The 16,119-nt window shown below is 62.8% G+C and carries 16 protein-coding genes; 3 read left to right on the top strand and 13 right to left on the bottom strand.

Translation table 11 applies throughout. The features are described 5' to 3' along the window. Positions 1-836, top strand: an 836-nt coding sequence (locus tag AACP59_RS09235) for an RCC1 domain-containing protein (protein ID WP_370466011.1), incomplete at its 5' end; no start/stop codon positions are given. 611 nt (positions 837-1,447) lie between these two features. Here AACP59_RS09235 and AACP59_RS09230 read toward each other — a convergent pair. Then, positions 1,448-2,848, bottom strand: a complete 1,401-nt coding sequence (locus AACP59_RS09230; RefSeq protein WP_297316627.1) for an NCS2 family permease — start codon at positions 2,846-2,848, stop codon at positions 1,448-1,450. 204 nt (positions 2,849-3,052) lie between these two features. On the opposite strand from AACP59_RS09230, the gene AACP59_RS09225 reads away from it, so the two are divergent. Continuing rightward, complete coding sequence (locus AACP59_RS09225) at positions 3,053-3,235, top strand: hypothetical protein (RefSeq protein WP_297316626.1); 183 nt, start codon at positions 3,053-3,055, stop codon at positions 3,233-3,235. Between the two features lie 7 nt (positions 3,236-3,242). Here the strand turns inward: AACP59_RS09225 and AACP59_RS09220 are convergent, their stop codons facing one another. From AACP59_RS09220 to AACP59_RS09195, 6 genes are all read right to left on the bottom strand, one after another. Further along, entirely contained in the window at positions 3,243-4,268 is a 1,026-nt protein-coding gene (locus AACP59_RS09220) for an AEC family transporter (protein WP_297316625.1), read from the bottom strand. Positions 4,269-4,456: 188 nt separating this feature from the next. Next, positions 4,457-5,236 (bottom strand): phosphate ABC transporter ATP-binding protein PstB, encoded by a 780-nt coding sequence (gene pstB / locus AACP59_RS09215; RefSeq protein WP_297316624.1) that lies wholly within the window; start codon positions 5,234-5,236, stop codon positions 4,457-4,459. Further along, positions 5,221-5,343 (bottom strand): hypothetical protein, encoded by a 123-nt coding sequence (locus AACP59_RS09210; protein ID WP_339350641.1) that lies wholly within the window; start codon positions 5,341-5,343, stop codon positions 5,221-5,223. Before AACP59_RS09210 ends, pstB begins: the two co-directional genes overlap by 16 nt. Then, positions 5,340-6,545: a phosphate ABC transporter permease PstA gene (gene pstA / locus AACP59_RS09205; protein ID WP_339351241.1), complete on the bottom strand. Its 1,206-nt coding sequence runs from the start codon at positions 6,543-6,545 to the stop codon at positions 5,340-5,342. The genes AACP59_RS09210 and pstA overlap by 4 nt, the downstream gene beginning before the upstream one ends. Then, positions 6,542-7,534: a phosphate ABC transporter permease subunit PstC gene (gene pstC / locus AACP59_RS09200; protein ID WP_339350637.1), complete on the bottom strand. Its 993-nt coding sequence runs from the start codon at positions 7,532-7,534 to the stop codon at positions 6,542-6,544. The genes pstA and pstC overlap by 4 nt, the downstream gene beginning before the upstream one ends. 35 nt (positions 7,535-7,569) lie before the next feature. Further along, positions 7,570-8,703, bottom strand: a complete 1,134-nt coding sequence (locus AACP59_RS09195; RefSeq protein ID WP_339350635.1) for a phosphate ABC transporter substrate-binding protein PstS — start codon at positions 8,701-8,703, stop codon at positions 7,570-7,572. Positions 8,704-9,089: 386 nt separating this feature from the next. Between AACP59_RS09195 and AACP59_RS09190 the strand changes: the two genes are divergently transcribed. Next, positions 9,090-10,694: an MDR family MFS transporter gene (locus AACP59_RS09190; RefSeq protein WP_339350633.1), complete on the top strand. Its 1,605-nt coding sequence runs from the start codon at positions 9,090-9,092 to the stop codon at positions 10,692-10,694. Between the two features lie 54 nt (positions 10,695-10,748). Here the strand turns inward: AACP59_RS09190 and AACP59_RS09185 are convergent, their stop codons facing one another. From AACP59_RS09185 to AACP59_RS09160, 6 genes are all read right to left on the bottom strand, one after another. Next, positions 10,749-11,522 carry an HNH endonuclease family protein gene (locus AACP59_RS09185; RefSeq protein ID WP_297316618.1) on the bottom strand — a complete coding sequence of 258 codons (774 nt, stop codon included), beginning with the start codon at positions 11,520-11,522 and terminating at the stop codon, positions 10,749-10,751. 39 nt (positions 11,523-11,561) lie between these two features. Next, on the bottom strand, positions 11,562-12,410 hold the full coding sequence (locus AACP59_RS09180) for an aldo/keto reductase (RefSeq protein ID WP_339350631.1): 849 nt from the start codon (positions 12,408-12,410) through the stop codon (positions 11,562-11,564). Between the two features lie 145 nt (positions 12,411-12,555). Next, the gene (locus AACP59_RS09175; RefSeq protein WP_339350629.1) at positions 12,556-12,834 is read right to left on the bottom strand and encodes a hypothetical protein; all 279 of its coding nucleotides are present in this window, start codon (positions 12,832-12,834) and stop codon (positions 12,556-12,558) included. Further along, entirely contained in the window at positions 12,827-14,014 is a 1,188-nt protein-coding gene (locus AACP59_RS09170) for a class C sortase (RefSeq protein ID WP_339350627.1), read from the bottom strand. Before AACP59_RS09170 ends, AACP59_RS09175 begins: the two co-directional genes overlap by 8 nt. 77 nt (positions 14,015-14,091) lie before the next feature. Then, on the bottom strand, positions 14,092-14,976 hold the full coding sequence (locus AACP59_RS09165; RefSeq protein WP_339350626.1) for a sortase: 885 nt from the start codon (positions 14,974-14,976) through the stop codon (positions 14,092-14,094). A gap of 161 nt (positions 14,977-15,137) precedes the next feature. Then, positions 15,138-15,965, bottom strand: coding sequence for a hypothetical protein (locus AACP59_RS09160; protein ID WP_339350624.1), 828 nt, complete (start codon positions 15,963-15,965; stop codon positions 15,138-15,140). Positions 15,966-16,119 lie beyond the last annotated feature (154 nt).

The raw sequence follows: 16,119 nt of genomic DNA, 5'->3' as shown, positions 1-16,119 counted from the left end.
CCGGATTCACCTGGACACAGGCCACCGCAGGATACATCCATTCCATGGCCATCGGATCCGACGGCAACCTCTACACATGGGGAAGCAACAGCAACGGGCAACTGGGACGCACCACCAACAACAACACCGCCGATCCCACGCCGGGCATGGTGGCCAAGCCCGCGGGCGCACCCACCGGATTCACCTGGACCCAGGCCACCGCAGGATACATCCATTCCATGGCCATCGGATCCGACGGCAACCTCTACACCTGGGGCAACAACCGCTACGGCCAACTGGGACGCGACACCAACAGCGGTACCACCAACCCCAACCCCACGCCGGGCCTGCCGGACAAACCCGCGGGCGCACCCACCGGATTCACCTGGACACAGGCCACCGCAGGATGGGGCCATTCCCTGGCGGTCGGCTCGGACGGCAACCTCTACACATGGGGATACAACCAGTACGGCCAACTGGGACGCACCACCACCAACACCACCAACAATCCCACGCCGGGCCCGGTGGCCTTCCCGGGGCCGGCCATACCCACCGGCGTCAGGTTCGGCACCACGCCGGGCACCGCGCCGGCCGCGAACACGGACGGCACCTGGAGGACGACCACCCCGGCCCACACGCCCGGCACGGTCACCGTCACCATCGACTGGACCCGCGACGGCGCCGTGCAGACCCCGGACACCGGCAACCGGTACGAGTTCCGCACCCTCGCCGTCCTGCCCCTGGCCGGCGGCGAAGGCATCCTGCCCCTCCTCCTCATGGGCCTGCTCGCCATGGCAGCCACCCTGGCGGGCCGACGCCACCGGCAGGACACCGCCACACAGACTTCACCCGAGTAAGCGGACCGGGGGCGCGGCACAATCCCCAACAGCCACACCCCGCCGACCGGACGGCCCCCCGGAGAGATCATCCCCGACCCGGGGGACCGCCCACCACACCCGTACACAGTACACGGACACCACGGATGGATACATGTCACCACCGGTCCGACAGCCGGTCAGCCACCTCCCGACCCCCGTATACGACACCACGACACCCTCAACCAGCCATCACATAAGACAAGGACCGCCTGAACACTGAAACAGCAATCAGCCCATGACGACGTTGACCGACCGGCCCGCCTGGACTCCTCGCCCACCCGAGGACACCCCTCGCCAGAGGCCGAGAAGGCCCCTCTTCGATCCCATAGCCACAAGCTACGACTAGACAAACTCAAAGGCACCATAGGGGGGGGGGGGCAGATCCCTGTACGGTTCCCGGCCCGGGTAGGTCAGCCGCGCATCTCCCGGGCACTGCCCGGAGTTGCCCGGAACACCGGTTCCACAGTCCTTGCCGTCCCGTGACGCTACGGAACCTGCCACCATCTCGGTGAAGGTCAAGCCACTCGGGGCCTTCACCCGTCAGCGACCGAGCTTTGCTCCGACCCCAGACCGCAGGATCTCGTACCCGACTAGAGTACGGCCTGGAGGACGAAGTCCAGGATGAAGAGGGCTGCCACTGCCCAGATGATGGGATGCACCTCCCTGGCCTTGCGTTTGCAGGTCATGGTCAGGCAGTAGGTGATGAAACCGGCCGCCACACCGTAGGAGATGGAGTAGGCGAACCCCATGAAGATGGCCGTGAAGAAGGCCGGAATGGCCTCGGAGAGGTCGCTCCACTCGATGTCGGCGAAGGAGCTCATCATCATGCAGCCCACAATCACCAGGACCGGGGCCGTGGCGGCCGAGGGCACGGCCGAGATCAGCGGGGCGAAAACTGCGCTCAGCGCGAAGCAGCCGGCGATGACCACCGAGGTCAGGCCGGTGCGCCCACCGGCCGCGATCCCTGCTGCGGACTCCACGTAGGTGGTCGTGTTGGAGGTGCCGAAGAGGGCACCGATCGAGGTGGCGGTGGCATCCGCGAAGAGGGCCTTGTCCATCTTGGAGCTGAAGCCCCTGCCCTCCTCCAGGGAGCGCTCATCATCGGCCGAGAAGATGCCGGAGCGGCGGCCGGTGCCCACGAAGGTCCCGATCGTGTCGAAGGTGTCGGACAGGGAGAAGGCGAAGATGGTCACCAGGACGATGGGAAGCTTGGCCGGGTCGGAGAAGAGGGCCGGGAAGCCCTGGGGGCCGAAGATGGCCAGGAAGGTCTCGGGCAGCTGGGAGCAGGCCTGGCCCAGGTTGACGGGGTTGGAGGTGGACGTGACCCCCATGGGGATGCCCAGCAGGGTGACCATGATGATGGCTATGACGAAGGACCCCTTGTTGATGAAGGAGAGCCTCCCCTTGAACTTGAAGACCATCAGGAAGATCGTCAGCAGAAGCCCGATGACGAAAAGGATGACCGAGGGCTCATTGAAGGTGGTCAGGCCCGGGTTGGCCTGGGCGGCCGAGGACTTGTCGGGTGTGAACTTGATGATGCCGACGTTGAGCAGACCCACGTAGGCGATGAAGACGCCGATCCCGCCGCCGATGGCGTGCTGGAGGAGGGGCGGAATGGCCCGGATGATCATCTTGCGCAGCTTGGTGGCCGTGACCAGGATGTTCAGGAGCCCGCAGATGAAGACCATGCTCAGGGTCTCCTGCCAGGTGAAGCCCAGCCCCTTGACCACCGTGAAGGTGAAGAAGGCGTTGAGTCCCACCCCGGGGGCCACCCCGTAGGGCACGTTCGCCACCAGGCCCATGATCAGGGTGCCGATGACCGCTGCGATCAGGGTGGCGATGAACACGGCCCCCCAGGGCATGCCGGCCGTCGACAGCACCGAGGGGTTGACCACGATGATGTAGGCCATGGCGAAGAAGGTGGTGATGCCAGCTACCACTTCAGTTGGCACTGTGGTATTATTGTCCGAAAGCCGGAATAGCTTGTGCATATTCTTCCTTATATGTCTTATTTGGCGATGAGACAATTGGAAGAATATCATGTGCGCTCGGCTTTTTTTGTTTCCTGTATTCCCCTCCCCCATGCAGCGTCTGCAAGAACCCGAGGAACCGCCTTGACCAACCTATAATCGGCACTACCCGGGCCGGCCGGACAAGGGGTCCTCAGCCTGGCTGACGGGCACCAAGGAGGAGCCATGGTCAGGGACAACCACTGGAGCAAGGACGATCAGAAGCAGTACCAGCACATTCTCGACACGGAACTCGAACGCGGCCAAGACCGGAAGACCGCAGAGCGGATCGCGGCCGCCACCGTCAACAAGCAGCGCACCCGGGAGGGACGCACCCTGGAGCAGGAGCACCCCACCGAACAGCACTGAGCCCCGCTCAGACAGGCCCCATGACAAGGTGGGCCAGGATCATCAGGATGGTCGAACAGAAAGCGGTCAGGGCCAGGGTGAAACCCGCCAGTCTGGCATTGCCCAGGACCTTGTCGGTGAACATGGTGGCGAAGATCGCCGTGGGTGCCAGGCAGCACAGGGCCACGGCCTGACGGACCAGGGGGCCGAAGGGAAGCAGGAACCAGGCCGTCAGGGCGAAGATGATGCCGAAGGGGATGCGCCAGGCCAGGACCTGGGCCACCTCCTTGACATCCCGCCCCGATGCGGGCAGGTCCATCAGCATCCCCACCATGAACATGGAGCAGAAGGCGTTGGCCGAGGCGAAGGGCTGGCTCACCTGGGCCACCCAATCGGGCAGGGCCACCTTGGCCAGCATCAGGACCAGCATGACCATGTAGGTGTCGAAGGAGACGGAGCCGAAGAACCCCTTGGCGATGTTGGTCAGGATGGCCCTGTACCGGAGGTTGCGGGCATCGTGGTCATCCACCCTGACCGGGGGCACGGACCGGACCCGGCCGTCCGTCCCCTCCTGGCCCGGTGCCTCATCCCGCTCCAGGGTCTCCCCCCGCTTGATGTGCAGGAGACCCTGGGTCATGACGTTGGTTCCGGCGGCCACCATGATGTTGTTGCCGATGTCGAACATGGCCGCGGGGACCAGGGCCGCAGGCCCCAGCAGGGACTGCAGCATGGGGAAGCAGAAGCAACCGATGTTGAAGCCGGACCCGTTCAGCATCAGGAAGGCCCGGTGCCCCACCGATCTGCCCCTGCTGGTCAGGTAGATCGCCAGGGGCGGCACCAGGGAGGCGACCAGGGCGAACCCGGAGACCAGGAGGAGACCGGGGTCGTGCGGGTTGGTCGCGAAGGAGAAGATGATGGCCCCTGGCAGGATCAGGTTGAACTCGGCCGTCTGCAGAACCCGGTAGTCCAGGGGTTTGAAAAGCCCGAACCGCTTGAACAGGTACCCCAGGAGGATGATGGCCAGGAGGGTGGCCGGTTCGAGAACAACCGCCATGCCGTCTCTCCTCTCGCCACTGGTCTTCCGCCCCGCGGACTTCCTATCATGGTACCCGGCTGCCCGGGATATGACACAGATGATGTCAGATCTTGCACAGTCGGGGAATCAACCGGAATGGCGGCACGGAGCCGGGTGGCCCATGAGGGAGTGGCCGGACGTGCCAGGCGGCCATCAGGAAGGATGACTCAGCCGAACCGTCCGGATATGTACCGCTCGGTATCCTCCTCCTGGGGGTTGGAGAAGATCGTGGTCGTATCGTTCATCTCGACCAGGTGGCCCGGCTGGCCCACGGCCTTGAGGTTGAAGAAGGCGGTGTAGTCGGAGACCCTGGCGGCCTGCTGCATGTTGTGGGTGACGATGACGATCGTGTAATCCTGCTTCAGCTCGTTGATCAGGTCCTCCACGGCCAGGGTGGAGATGGGGTCCAGGGCAGAGCAGGGCTCGTCCATGAGGAGGACCTGGGGATGGACCGCCACGGCCCGGGCGATGCAGAGCCGCTGTTGCTGCCCTCCCGAAAGACCGATACCCGGCTTGTCCAGACGGTCCTTGACCTCCTTCCAGAGGTTGGCACCGCGCAGGGCCCACTCCACCAGGTCGTCGGCGTCGGACTTGGGGATGTGCTTCTTGTTCAGCCGTATCCCGGCCAGGACGTTCTCCCTGATGGACATGGTCGGGAAGGGGTTGGCCCGTTGGAAGACCATGCCCACATCGCGCCTCACCTCGACCGGGTCCACGTCAGGCCCGTAGAGGTCACGGCCCTCAAGGAGGACCTGCCCCTCCACATGGGCGCCGGGGGTGATCTCGTGCATCCGGTCCAGGGTGCGCAGGACCGTGGACTTGCCGCAACCCGAAGGCCCGATGAAGGCCGTGACCTTGTTGGCCTGAATCTTCATGTTGATGTCCTGGACGGCCAGGAAATCGCCATAGTAGACGTTCAGGTGGTTGATGTCTATGCGCTGGCCCATACGGCCTCCTCCACACTCATCATGCTTGTCGCCGCGGTTCCGGCCTTGGGGGAACCCGCCTGCCCGTAGGCCAGGCCGGAGCCACACGGCCATGCCCTCTGTTTCATTTGGCCTCCTGGACCGAGAAGATACGCGAAATCAGACGCCCCAGCAGGTTGAGCAGGAGGACGATGAGGATCAGGACCAGGGCCGCCGCCCAGGCACGCTGCATGCGGATATCGGTCAGGCAGCCGCTCGCCGACCCCGGTCCGCAGACCGCCAGCCCCTCGGAGTACTCGTTGTAGACGTAGACCGGCAGGGTGGTCATCCTCCCCGAGAAGAGGTTGGGGTTGGTGGTGGCGATGAAGCCGGAGGCGATCAACAGGGGCGCCGTTTCCCCGATCACCCTGGCGATGGCCAGGATGGTTCCCGAGACGATGCCAGGCAGGGCCGTACGCAGGACGATCCTGGTGATGGTCCGCTGCTGGGTGACCCCCAGGGCGTAGGCGGCCTCCCGCAGGTCGTTGGGGACCACGGCCAGCATGTCCTCGGAGGTCTTGACCACGGTCGGGATCATCAGGAGGGAGAGGGCCACGGAGCCGGAGAACCCGTTGACCGTGCCCGGGCCCACCAGGGTGGCGAACATGGAGAAGGCGAAGAGGCCGGCCACGATGGAGGGGATGCCGCTCATCACATCGACCAGGAGGGAGATGGCCCTGGCCAGCCTGCCCCCGTGGGAGTATTCGACCAGGTAGACCGCACACATGACCCCGATGGGGATGGAGATGACCATGGCCCCCAGGGTCACCTCCAGGGTGCCGATGATGGCGTGGAGGATGCCGCCGTATCCACCGGTGGCCGTGGGGTTGCCCCCCACCACTCCGCTCATGTTGTGGGTCAGGAAGTCCAGGTTGAGCCGTTCGACCCCGTTGACCAGGCTGACCCAGAGGACCGAGACCAGGGGGATCAGGGCCACCAGGAAAGAGAGGACGATCAGGGCCGTCATGATCAGGTTCTTGCGCTTGCGGGCCCTGAGCGACGACCGGGTGGGCTTGAACTTGCCGAAGTCGATGACGGGGAGCGGGCCCCCGTCCGCCCCCTTGCCGGCGCCGCCCCCGTCCGCCGCGGTGGCTGGTGATTCAGATCCCGGTGTTTCAGGGCCTGCCGGTACCGGGCCTGGTGACACGGAATCAGGCGATACGGAGGTCGATGATGCGGAACCACCGGCTGAGGATACCGGGGAAAGCGACGCCCGGGATCGCATATCCTTCATGGGCGTCTCACCGTCCTTGTCCGATCCTGGCCATGTCTCGTCCGCCCTGCCCATCATGCACCCGCCTTGGTCGTGATCCGGCGCGCCATATAGTTCACCAGGAAGGTGATGATGAAGAGGACCAGACCGGTGGCCACCAGGAGGGCCACACCGGTCGAGTCGGCCTCGGGGAACTGGGAGGCGATGTTGGCGGCGATGGTCTGGCTGGTCGAGGGACGGAGCAGACGCAGGGCGTAGCTGAACCCGGGAGAGAGGATCATCAGGACGGCCATGGTCTCCCCCAGGGCCCGGCCCAGACCCAGCATGGAGGCGGAGATGATTCCCGAGCGTCCGAAGGGGAGGACGGCCAGCCGTATCATCTCCCATTTGGTGGCCCCCAGAGCCAGGGCGGCCTCCTGCTGGAGGCGTGGCGCCTGGAGGAAGATGTCTCGGGTGACCGAAGTGATGATGGGCAGGATCATGACCGCCAGGACCAGGGCCACCGTGGCGACGGACCGGGCCGGGGCGGCCGCGGGCCCGGCGAAAAGGGGGATCCAGCCCAGGTGACGGGCCACCCACCCCCAGAACCCCGTGATGTGGGGAACCAGGACCAGGGCACCCCAGAGTCCGTAGACCACCGAGGGTATGGCCGCCAGGAGGTCGACCACATAGCTCAGGGCCGTGGAGAGCCTGGCCGGGGCGTAGTGGGAGATGAAGAGGGCGATGCCGACGGCCACCGGGAAGGCCATGAGGAGGGCCAGGCCGGCGATCAGAACCGTACCGAAGACCAGAGGGCCAACATACTGCCAGAAGCCGGATGCCCGCCCCCCGCTCAGGGATTCGATGGCCTTGGAGCGTTGCCCCCCGTCCCCGATGAAGGCAGGGAAGGCCTTGAGAATCAGGAAGAGGGTCACAGCAGCCAGGGCCAGGAGGATGAGGATTCCGGCCCCCCGGGCGCAGAATCGGAAGATCCTGTCTGCCCTCGCGCCCGAATGGGTGCCACCCTGCGCCTGTCCGACCGGGTCCCGGTCCGGGGTCCGGCGGCCGGCCCCTGCCTCCTTCGCCATCGCCGCTTCTTTCATTGCCTGGTCCACGTCCGCCATCAGTCCACCTCGATCGTCTCGACCGATGCCATGACCATGGCCCGGACGGCCTCGCTCAGTTCTGCGCTTCCGGCATTGGCCGCCGCCTGCCGTTGTCCTTCGGCACTGACCACGTATGTCAGCCATGCCTTGGCGAACCTGGCCCTGGACCGGTCCTGGTCATGCCTATAGACCGAGCAGGCCACGTCGTAGGAGACCAGCATGACCGGGTAGGCGCCCGGCTGGCCCGTGGTGTGGTCGATGTCCAGAACCACCCTCCTGGGTTCCCTGGCCTCAGGGTCAAGCCTGGCGGACTCCAGAACCCGGGCTGCCGCCTTGGCGGAGGGAGGGGTCCACTTCGTGCCCACCCTGACCGCCACCGATCCCAGGCTGGTGGTCTGGGCCGCATCGGCGTACCCGATGGTTCCCTGGGCCTGGGTCATGGTCATGACCACCCCGGCCGTTCCCTTGGCGCTCTGCCCCAGATCGTTCGGCCAGTTCTCCCCCACCGGATAGGGCCAGGCCGATCCTGCCGCATCGTGCAGGTAGGAGACGAAGCTCTTGGTGGTGCCGGACTTGTCGGACCTGTGGACCACGGTGATGTGGAGGTCGGGCAGGGTCACACCGGGATTGAGCCTGGCCAGCTCCGGGTCGTTCCAATTGGTGATTCGCCCGCTGAAGATCCTGGCGATGGTCGACGGTTCCATCTTCAGGTGATGGTCCGGGCCGTTCAGACCGGCATCACCCAGGTTGTAGGCCACGGCTATGGGGGTGGCGTAGACCGGGAGGTCGAAAGCCGTTCCACCCTGGCAGATGGCCTCGGATTGCTTGATCTGGCTCTTGCTCAGGGGGGCGTCCGACCCGGCCCAGATGGTCGATCCGTTCAGGAAGGCGTTGACCCCGGCACCGGAACCGGAGGGATCGTAGGAGATTCGGGTCTGGGGATGGTCCTGCCGGAAACCGGCTATCCAGGCCTCGTTGGCGCTCTGCTGGGATGAGGCCCCGGAACCGGCGAATTCACCGCTCAGGCTCTGGTCCCCGCCACCGACGCCCCCCTTGGAGGGTAGGGTGTTGTCGCCGCAGGCCGCTGGTCCGACCACCAGACCCATGCTCAGGAAAAGGGCCAGGGACCGACCGAACACATGTGAATGCATGCTGCCTTCCTCAACCACCGAATCGTACTTCACGGGAAACATCCGAATCAAGACTACCGGCGCCCGCCACAATCAGCATACTGGAAACGCTGGTCCTGGCGAAACTGCCCTTTGACCCTGCACATCCCCGTTCACGCTTAGGATACGGACCGCCGCCCATCCACGGGGCGGTGTATCATAGTGTTCCTGTTGGACGCTCTATCCCAAGTCCCTAGTCGGTTTCCCCGACCCGGTTTGTCTTTTTGATCTGTCGGTTTTCTGCGTGTCCCTTCACGGTACCGCTCCGACGCCCTGCAGCCGCATGAGGGGGTGGGATTCGTTCCATACCCGGGTCCCGTTCGTGGGGATCGATGAAGATGGACAAACCGAAAAGGAAGTGGTTGTGCATGAGGAAGAAGGAGCTCGCCCGGCAAGGACGAACCCTCAGCAAGGACGGAGCATACGTCAACGGCAGACTCACCCGCGAGGCCTTCATCTCGCTGGCCATCCTCACCGCCATCACCTTCCTGGGCAACTTCACCCAGCTCCAGCTTGCCTCGGCCCTGCCCACCATTGTCCATGAGTTCGGTATCTCCCTGACCACCGGACAGTGGCTGACCTCGGTCTTCCAGCTGGTCATGGGAGTCATGGTCCCCTTGACCGGGTACCTGACCAAGCGCTTCTCCACCCGCCAGATCGTCATCACCTCCATGACCGTCTTCACCCTCGGCTCCCTCCTCAGCTGGCAATCCCAGACCTTCGGACTGGTCCTGCTGGGCCGTATCCTGGAGGCCGTCGGAACGGGCACCATGTGGCCGGTCCTCCAGATCACAGTCTTCTCCATCTACCCCCTTGCCAAGCGTGGAATGGCCATGGGCACCGTGGGCCTGGCCATGAGCGTGGCCCCGGCCATCGGCCCCACCCTGGGCGGCTGGCAGACCGATGCCAACGGTTGGCGTTCCATCTTCCTCACGCTGAGCATCTGCGGGGCCGTGGCCCTGCTCATCTCCATCGTCGGCCTGCACAATTTCGGGCAGCGCGACACTGGCGTCAAGGCGGACTTCTTCTCGGTGGCACTCTCGATCTTCGGCTTCGGCGGACTCATGTTCGGGTTCACCAACATCGAGAACTACCCGATTACCTCCCCGATGACCTGGCCCTTCATGATCATCGGCCTGGCGGGCATCATCTGGTTCGTTCTGCGCCAGCTCCACCACACCGACCCCCTCCTCAATCTCAGGGTCCTGAAGATCAAGAACTTCACGATGGGCACCATCGTCGCCTCCATGTCCTTCTTCGCCTTCAGCTCGGTCACGGTCATCCTGCCCATGTACATCCAGACCGACCGCGGCTATTCGGCCACCATGAGCGGCCTGGTCATGCTGCCGGGCGCCATAGGCACGGCCATCGCCCAGTTCTTCGGCGGCCGGCTCCTGGACCGGTGGGGGGCGCGCCCGGTGGCCCTCACGGGATGTTCGATACTCTTCCTGGGAACCGTGGCCCTCAGCATGATCGACAGCGGGACCTGGATAGGCCTTGTCTCCATCTGCCAGTTCATCCGTCAGATCGGCATGGGCTTCACCCTCATGCCCCTGACCACCTGGTCATTGAACAACCTGGCACCCAAGGACGTGTCCGCGGGCTCGGCCGTGACCAACACGGCACGTCAGATAGCCGGCGCGGTCGGAGCCCCCATCCTGGTCATCATCATGGAGTCCATCACCACCCTGCGCCACTCGGCCCTGGGCGACGGCCCCTCCACCCAGATCGCCTCCAACATCTTCGGCGTACAGTGGGCACTGCGGATTTCAGCCCTCATCTGCCTGGGCATGGTCCTGCTGGTCTATTTCGGTGTCCGGGGAAACGGTGCCGGATCCGGCCGGCAGATGACCAGGATGCTCCTACGCTATATCCACGTCATCCACACCCCCGCCACGGAGGCATCGGCACCGGCGGGCCAGTTGGAGTCCTCCCAGCTGGAACCCACCGACAGGCAGGCGGAAGGCAGATAGCCCCGACCTTCAAGGAGCCATGCGGAATGCCGGGAAGATGCATGGCAATGGGAATCAGCCGTCCTTCGGCAGAGGCTGCCCCGGACAACCATGCAGGACCCGCATCATGGCGCGCTTTTCGGATGTAGTGACGGTCAAGTCGTATTTGTCCTTGACACCGATCTGCCTGGCCACATAGGCGCATTGGTAGTCGGTCCGTGGCGGGAGCCAGTAGTCGGCCGAGGCGCTCCCCTTCTCCTGATTGGACTGACCATCAACGGCCAGGAGATTGTAGGGATCGTTCCCGAACCGGTAGCGTTGGGCCGTATCCCACCGGTAGGCTCCCGATTTCCATGCATTCTCCAATGCCACCACATGGTCGATCTGCACAGCGGCACTGGTTCTTTCCCCCCTGACGAAGGTGATGGTCCTGCCCGTATATGGATCGTCCAGGACGCCGGTGGCGACCTTGCAGCCACCCAGGGTGGTGGTGCGCACCTCTCGCAGGTCCCTGGTCAGGACATCCTCTCGGATGTTGCAGCCGTTACCGTCCACGTCGGTTTCCTTGAACCCGAAGGAGTCCCTGCGATACTGCCGCCCCGGCCTGGGGCGGTCTTCCACCTGAAGGTGCTCCAGGGTCTGTGCGGCATCGCCCCTTGCCTGGTAGCGGCCCGTCAGACCCCCTACCGTCCCGTTGACCCTGGGGAGGACCAGACCGATGGTGACACCGATGACCAGGGCGAGGACCAGCAGGATCAGGACGCGTTCCAGGGGCGAGGAGGTCCTGAATCCGGCACTCGTCCCGGTCCGTACCGAACCGCTCTGCCTTCTTTCGGGTCTGCGGGTCATCCTTCCTGCTGCCTCCCTGCAATCGCCTGGGTCACGCCCTCAGGCGTAGGAATAGGTTCGCGGATCGTGGCCCGCACGGACCGGACCGTCCAAAGCATCGATGGCGGCGTGTTCAGACTCGGTCAGTGAGAATCCGAACAGATCCAGGTTCTCCTGCTGTCGTTGGGTATGCACGGACTTGGGGATGATAATGGTCCCGTTCTCGATGTGCCAGCGGAGTACGATCTGCGCAGGCGATCGACCGTGATTGCGTGATATGCGGCCTATCACCCCCTGGCCTGCATCCAGATCCGCCCCCCGGGCCAGGGGTGAGTAGGCCTCCACGGCGATCTTCCTTGATTTGCAGAAAGCCGCCAGATGCCGTTGTTGCCAGGTGGGGTGAAGCTCGAACTGGTTGACGGCAGGATATTCACCCGTCTCCACGTGGAGGCGCTCCAGGTCATCCTCACGGAAGTTGCAGACCCCCAGGGTCCTGACCCTCCCCTCCTGGCGCAACCTCTGGAAGGCCCTCCAGGTTTCGGCGGACCGCCAATCGAAGGGGGTTGGCCAATGAATCATGTACATATCCACATAGTCCGTGCCCAGCAGTCCAAGCTGCCTGTCGAAGGCCCTCAGGGTGGAATCATATCCCTGCTCGGAATCGCGCAACTTGGTGGTCAGCCAGAGGGACGCCCGCCGACTCCCGGCATCATAGCCGGCGGCCTTCAGTCCCCTTCCTACACCGCCCTCGTTCTGATAGCCGGCAGCGGTATCGATGTGCCGGTACCCCACCGAGAGCGCCGATTCCACGACCTGTTCGGTCTGGTCATCCCCGATCCTGAGCACGCCCAGCCCTATCTGGGGAATACGGTGCCCGTCAGCAAGTTCGATATCGGGTACAGCAGTCATGCTCCACTCCTCCGTCCTGCCAAGTCCCTTCCGCCCGTTCGGGAGGAGGTCATCCTCATTGTAAGATTAGGTGGAACCGTGACCATGCAAGAGGAACGATGTGGTCGAACATACCCGCCCGCTGAGCGAACCGGAACCATGCCGATCAATGCGGAACGATGCCGAAGAAGGTACATACATGCGCATCGAACCAGGCGTATCCCAGATCAAAGACCGGCAGGAACCCGATTCGCATCATCATACCGAAGGAAGCCCAGGCGAAGAAGAGAGCCAGGAGGGCAAGGACCCACATCAGGAGGGAGTACATCCGCCTTTTACGAACCAAGGTACGCCGCTTCCTCGCGGAGGTAGGAGATCCCGCGCTGCGGTGGTCCTGAGCCTGGCCTTCGTTACCGGCCTGTTTCACATCCGCGTGCTCACCCATCGTACTCTCCTTCCGCCCCGGTAGCATGGCTCCGGTCCATCCAAGCCTGCCCTGGTGTCCTACGGTCCGTCGACCTTCCTGTCCGACCCCCCTCTTCCCCGAAGAAGGCGTCAGTCCCGGCCCGCACGATACCGGGTGGACCCTCAAACGAGAAATCCGTATCCGGGGAGACCGCCCCCCATTGGCCGCTCACTCCCGAGGGGGTACCCATCACTGCCAAGTCCCCGCCTGCCGCATCGGTTCCGTATGCACCTCCACCACCGGTTTCGGATACACCTCCGTCATCGCCGCCTGACCCGAAACCAAAGGGCTCGGCCTCACCATCATTCGGCTCGAACCTGTCCAGCGACGCGATGCGGTGCCGACACTTCTTACGGCGTATGGACAGGTAATACCAGGCGAGCAGGCAGAGAGCCATGAGCGCCAGGAGCACCCAGAGCATGTATACGGGAGCACCCTTGGGCTTGGTTGGTGGAACATCGTCACCGATGTACCTGCCACGGATGATCAACCGATGGGAATTGATACCATAGGGGGTGCAGGTCAGCAGGGTTACATAGTTGGAACCCTCCACTGGTTGCAGAGCATCGACATCTGTCGGCAGGATGACTTTGATCTGGTCCACCTGATAGCTCATTCGCTTCTTGAGAACGCGAATCTGGAAGACATCGCCCTTCTTCAACTGGGTCAGGTTGTCGAACAGGATATGGCCCACCTCACCCGTGTGACCGGTCACAACCGCATGGATGGTTTTGTTGTCCGTGGGGACGTGGGTGGTCGCTATGTGGCCCACGCTGTCCCTGAGCACTTCGTCGGTGGTTCCGTGACGGATGGGAAGCTTCACATTGATCTTGGGGATATCCACATAGGCCATCATCCCCTTCCCGTCGACGTTGAGAATCTTGGAATACCGGCCCAGAGGTTCCTTGACTTCCTTGTACTTGAAAGGATCACGCAGGGTCGGCTTGCCCAGGTCCTCATCGTATTGTTTGGCGTCCCGCCACATCTTCTGCCGCTGCTCAGGAGTGAGCCGGTTGACGATGTCCTCATACGTGTCAACAGCCTCGGTCGTTCCTGCGTAGTTCAGGTATGCAGCAACCAAAGGGTACAGGAAAATGCCGAGACCAATCAGAAAGGCCAGTATTTCGATAATACCGAAACGGCGCCGGGACCTGGCCATGTGCCTGGCCCCTCCCTTCACCGAAGATGCATGTCCGCTGAGTGGTTCCCCGTGGTCGCCATTCCTGCCGGTGCCGGTCATTCCCCCTCCTTCGCATCCATACCCATGATCATCTTCTCCAACCTTCCCATTCGTCTCCGAACGGCCACCAGACCAGCCAATGCGGCCAGGAGGGGCACACCGGTCACAAAGAGCAGCCAAGCAGATCCTTTGGTCTGCGTATCCGGCTCCTCACCGGTCACCGAGATCAGATCCCCTGTCACCATCAGGCGACTGCTGTTGATTCCTTTTGGCGTGCAGGTCATCAGTGTCACCTGGTTCTTCCCATATCCGGCTTCCAGAGCATCCAACCTGTCCGGAGCAATTATGCCGATATGACTGACCTTGTAGACATAGGTACTGTCCAGAATGCGCACGGAGAACTCATCCCCGTCGGACAGTCTATCCAGGTTGTCGAAAACCAGCTTGCCGTCCTGACCCGAATGACCGAAAAGAACGGTATGGATACCACTCAGATCGGAGGGAATGGCCGTGGATGCAAGATGCCCCACACCGCGTTCCAGAACCACATCGGGCGGACCATAATATATTGGTTGCGATAACCCCACAGCCGGAATGACCAGGTACCCCATGATCGATGGGTCCACCTCGCGCAGAAGATCGGCATAAGCCCGTGGTGCATCAAGCCCCATGGGGTGGAAGGGGTCACCAGGTGAATTGGATCTGAGCCCCTTGTCGTAGATCCGAATTCGCTTCCTGATCGAGTCCACCCTGCCCTTGCTCAAGCGCGAGACGATGAGACCATACTCGTCGACATTCTTCCGGGAAATACGGGCATTCCTGTTTTGCTCAACAATATCCATGCTTACCAGCAGCCAGCCAAGAAGGAAAACACCGACCGCCAGGGCACAGAACCAGGCAGGCCAGGGAGAGGGGCGCTCCTGTTCCGCCTTCCTGTTCATCGAAGACCTAGGAGCACCCACGCACATCACCTGTTCCGGTAGCAGGTTTCAGGACAGCGAACACGGACGTCTGTGAACATGACCCGAAAAGTCGATGGCACACAGTGCCATCGACTTTCGAAATGACCGACCACTTCATATCCGGTCAAACCAGGTGAAACTCAATCAAACGTCCTACGACCCTTCGCAACCAGTATCAGGCTGCTTCCTATCAGGAGGAAAAGAGTCAGCAAGACCATAGGCCCAATCATGGGTGATCCGGTACTTGCCAATGGCTTCGAACCTTGCTGCACCTTGTTGTTGCCCGGTACGACATTGCCCTGGTTCAGGTTCAGCTTGGGATATACATCGACTTGGAATGTCGCAGAACCTGCAGAAGAGTCCAGGTTGGGCAGCTGAATGACGCAGGGGTCAGTGCGGACTGTTATACCACGAGGTGCGGCAACCAATGAGACCAGCCAATAGCTTGGTGTCACAGCCGTACCGTCGAATTCAGCGGCGGTTCCGCCGGAAAGAGTGGCGGTGTTGACGTCCAGACTGGCACCATCCAGCCAAACTCCCTCAGTCTGTGCACTATAGGAAGTCGTGATGATCCCATTCGAATCCGAGGCACCGTAGAACTGAGTATTGGATGGATCCTTGAAAGATGCCTGATCGGCGACAACAGCGGAGGTCAACCGCTGTTGTACCGTTGAGGGAGATGAGGCCAATCCAGCTGTCACTCTCCTCACCTTGGTCCTATCGAGCTTCACGGCCTGATAGACATATCCGGAACCGGCCGGTGAATTACTGTTGCCCGGCAGGATGGAACCTGTTCCTCCCTGACCGGCCTGGGTCTTCAGAAGATGCAGAGTCAGGCTTGGAGCCCCTGGAGCAGCCATGGCCCGGGTTGCACCACCTACAAGCACAAGCCCACAGCAAACCACTAGCATTGTCAACCAACGCACCACACGCTTAGTCGTATCTGACGGCAAAGTGTTTCCCTTCATTCCAGCGTCCCTTCCGGATGAGGACTTCACAGCCAATCACCCAAGTCGGAGGTCACAACCAACTGCAACAGCATCCCCGAATCTCCGACACGTTGTACACGCACCAGTGCACTCGTTTCCACACAAGCACATCATAGCATGATACAAGTAAAAA

The sequence above is a fragment of the Bifidobacterium indicum genome (assembly GCF_036987015.1).
In the GTDB taxonomy this organism is placed as follows: Bacteria; Actinomycetota; Actinomycetes; order Actinomycetales; family Bifidobacteriaceae; genus Bombiscardovia; species Bombiscardovia indica.
This window is presented reverse-complemented; position numbering and strand designations above follow the sequence as displayed.